Origin of the sequence: Streptomyces sp. SPB074, from assembly GCF_000154905.1 — a bacterium.
In the GTDB taxonomy this organism is placed as follows: Bacteria; Actinomycetota; Actinomycetes; order Streptomycetales; family Streptomycetaceae; genus Streptomyces.
In genome coordinates this window covers 109,742-113,208 of sequence record NZ_GG770539.1, presented here as the reverse complement: position 1 = coordinate 113,208, position 3,467 = coordinate 109,742, and the positions used below count along the sequence as shown (strand labels likewise).

General features: G+C 74.0%; 1 protein-coding gene and 1 pseudogene. One reads left to right on the top strand and one right to left on the bottom strand.

Annotated features, from left to right (window positions below):
• A pseudogene (locus SSBG_RS00500) lies at positions 1-808 on the top strand (DUF2974 domain-containing protein); the annotation flags it as partial.
• 37 nt (positions 809-845) lie between these two features.
• On the opposite strand, the gene SSBG_RS00495 reads toward SSBG_RS00500, so the two are convergent.
• The gene (locus SSBG_RS00495) at positions 846-3,320 is read right to left on the bottom strand and encodes a right-handed parallel beta-helix repeat-containing protein (RefSeq protein WP_008744286.1); all 2,475 of its coding nucleotides are present in this window, start codon (positions 3,318-3,320) and stop codon (positions 846-848) included.
• Positions 3,321-3,467: the final 147 nt, after the last annotated feature.

The following is a 3,467-nucleotide window of genomic DNA, read 5'->3' as shown; positions in this document are numbered from 1 at the left end:
GGGGCTGCCCGCCGCCGCGCACGGCCTCGCGCAGACCTGCCAGGCGCTCGGCTCCTGGCTCACCGGGCTCGCCGCGCTGCTCTTCCTCGCCTTCGGCCGCCGCGCGTACCGCGATCCGCACGCCCGGCGCACCATCGGCATCCTGTGGGACGTGGGCACGTTCTGGCCGCGCGCCGCCCACCCCTTCGCGCCGCCCTGCTACGCCGAGCGCGCCGTCCCCGACCTCACGTGGCGCATGGCGACGTGGACCGCCCGCACCGGCGGGCGACTCGTCCTGTCCGGGCACTCCCAGGGCAGCGTGCTCGCGGCCGCCGCCGCCTGGCAACTGCCGCCCCGGGCACGCGGCAGGATCGCCCTCCTCACCTACGGCTCCCCGCTCGAACGCCTCTACGGCCGCTGGTTCCCCGCCCACTTCGGCCCCGAGGCCCTCTCCGGGCTCCACACCGACGTCGCCCAGTGGACCAACCTCTACCGCGCCACCGACCCCATCGGCGGACCCGTCCGCGTCCCCGGCGTCGACCACACACCGCTCCACGACCCCCTCGCCTACGGCCGCACCCCGGACGAACCCCTGCCGCCCCCCATCCACGGCCACGGCGACTACCCCTGCGACCCCGCCTTCGCCCGGGCCCGCACCGCACTCCTCCACCGCCTCCGCCCCGCCGGTCCCGTCCCGCGCCAGCCCGGCTGGACGGAAGCCCCGCGTGCGGCCGGCTCCTCCCCGGGCCGGACACCGCTCCCGCGGGACAGTGACGCGGAACAGCGAAGGGCGCGGAAAGGCGGGGACGGCAGCCACCCGGACGAGTGAGACGAGGCGCGCGTCCCCCGGGCCGGTCCGGCCGCTGTCACCCCACCCCCGGCAGATCCTCCGGGTACAGCAACGTCAGATCCGCCTTGTCCGGGCTCGGGAGCTGCGCCACGCGCCCCGCGTGGCGCTCGACCATCGCCTCGAAGGTCTGGCGGGCCGTGCGGCCGTTGCCGAAGCCGGCGTCCTTCGGGATCACGGTGAAGTACTTCAGGAGCGCTTCCCCGGTCCCGTCGGCCAGCTCGTACTCGTGCTCCTCCGCCTGCTGCTCCACGATGCGCAGCAACTCCTCCGGCCCGTAGTCGCCGAAGGTGATCGTCCGTGAGAAGCGCGAGGCCACACCCGGGTTGACCGCGAGGAAGCGCTCCATCTCGGCCGTGTAACCGGCGACGATGACCACGACCTCGTCGCGCTGGTCCTCCATGAGCTTGACGAGGGTGTCGATCGCCTCGCGCCCGAAGTCGCGCCCCGAGTCCTCCGGCGAGAGCGCGTACGCCTCGTCGATGAAGAGCACGCCGCCCTTCGCCCGCCCGAACGCCTCCTGCGTACGGATCGCCGTCGAGCCGATGTGCTCGCCGACCAGGTCCACGCGCGAGACCTCCACGAGGTGCCCCTTCTCCAGGACCCCGAGCGCCACGAGGATCTCCGCGTACAGGCGCGCCACCGTCGTCTTGCCGGTACCGGGCGAGCCGGTGAAGACGAGGTGGCGGCGGGCCGAGGCCGCCTTGAGCCCGGCGGCCTGGCGCCGTCTGCCCACCTCGATCATGTCCGTCATCGCGCGCACCTCGCGCTTGACGCTGTCGAGACCCACGAGCGCGTCGAGCGCCGCGAGCACGTCCTCGGGGGTACGGGCCGACGGCCCCTCCCCGTCGCCCGGGGCCCCGGGAGCCGTCGTCCCCTGGCGCGGTGTCGGGACGCCCCCGAGCAGCCCGATCGGGGCCGTCTCGCGCACCAGCGTCTCGCCGCCCGGCGGCGACACAGAGGCCGCCCCGGCGGGGTCGCCGTCGTCGCCCTGTACGCGAGTGGGGTCACGAGCCTTCTCGTCGCTGTGCGCAGTCCTTCCACGATCGGAACTGCCCTCCGCCAGTCTTCCGCGATCCTCTGTACTCAGTGGAGAGAGCACTGCTAGGAGCGGAGGTGGCAGCGTCGTGCGGTCGCCGCCGATGAGGTGGAAGCCGTAGCCCGCGCTGTCGCTCACCTTGCACGAGGTGAACGTGCCGCGTCCCTCCGCCGACACGTAGAACCCCGACTCGGCGGCCCCCGCCACCGTGCACCGCTCCACCGCCGGATCGGCGCCCTTGGTGACGATGACACCGGTCTGCACGTCCGAGACCGTGCAGCCGCTCAGCGTGCCGCCACTGCCGTGGTCACGGAACCACGCCCCCGTCGACGCCTTCGTGATCCGGCAGTCGTCGAGCTGGGCGATCGCGCCGTCGCTCACCGAGACCGCCGTGTTGCGCACCTGCGCCAGATCGCTGTCCACGACATCGACGCGCGAACCCCGGTCGAGGACGAAGAGCGCGTCCGGCACGTCGTGCACCCGGCAGGAGTCGAGCACCGCCGTCGCGCCGTCGCTCACCCACACCGCCGGGTAGTCACCGGTCGAGTCGTGGATCTCGCACTGGTTGGCGTCCACGCGGGTGCCCGGGTCCCACACCGAGAGGCCGTTGCGCCCGAAGCGGCTGACCGTGGAGCGGGTCAGCGTCAGGACCGAGCGCGAGCGCAGATCCACGGCGTTCTCCGGGATGTCGTGCAGCCGGCAGTCGGCGAGCGTGAGCACCGCGTCCGTGTCGAGAGTGACGCCGTTCGCCGTCGTGCGGTGCAGCGCGCAGTCCGTCAGGTAGGCGGTGCCGCGCTGGCCGAGCTGGAGCGCCGAGCCCTTGATCTCGTAGATCTCGCAGCCGATCGCCTCCAGGCCGCTGCCCTCGCCCGTCACGGCGAAACCGGCCCCCGAGGCGTGGTGCACCCGGCAGCGCTCCAGGCGCGGATGGGCGCCGTCCCGCACCACGATCCCCGACTGCCCCGCCGCCACGACCTCGCAGTCCTCGAAGATGCCGCTCGCCCCGGCGAGCACGGCGATCCCGAGGCCGCCCGCGTTGTCGACCGAGACGGCACGCACCGTGGGCCGCGCCCCGCCGCGCACCTCCAGGCCCACGGCGGACCGCGTCATGATCCGCAGCCCCTCCAGCTCGGGCGCGCTGTCCTCCACGAGCACCGCCGGGACCGCCGAGTCCTGCCCCTCGATGTGCAGTCCCTGCACGAGGGCGGCCCCGCGCAGCGTGAGCGGGATGCCGTCCGTGGGCGCGATCCGTACCGGGCCCGCCGCGTTGTCCACCGCGCGCAGCGTCACCGCCTGCCGCACCACGAGGTTCTCCCGGTACGTGCCCGGGCCGATGCTGAGGACGTCGCCGTCCCCCGCGGCCTCCAGGGCGGCGGAGAGCGAGGCGTACTCGCCCGTGCGGCGCCGCCACCGCGACGTACCGGTGTGCGTCACCTGGACCGTGCCCTGTGCCATGTGCTGCTGTGCCCCCACCTCGTGCGTACGCGGGAAGTATGACGCGTGTCCTGCGGACCGGCGCGCGGTCCACCGTAGCGTGTACGGGCAGCGGGAGTTGACCGTGTCCTTCCCCGGGTCACCGGCATCCGCCCGGCCCCCGACGGG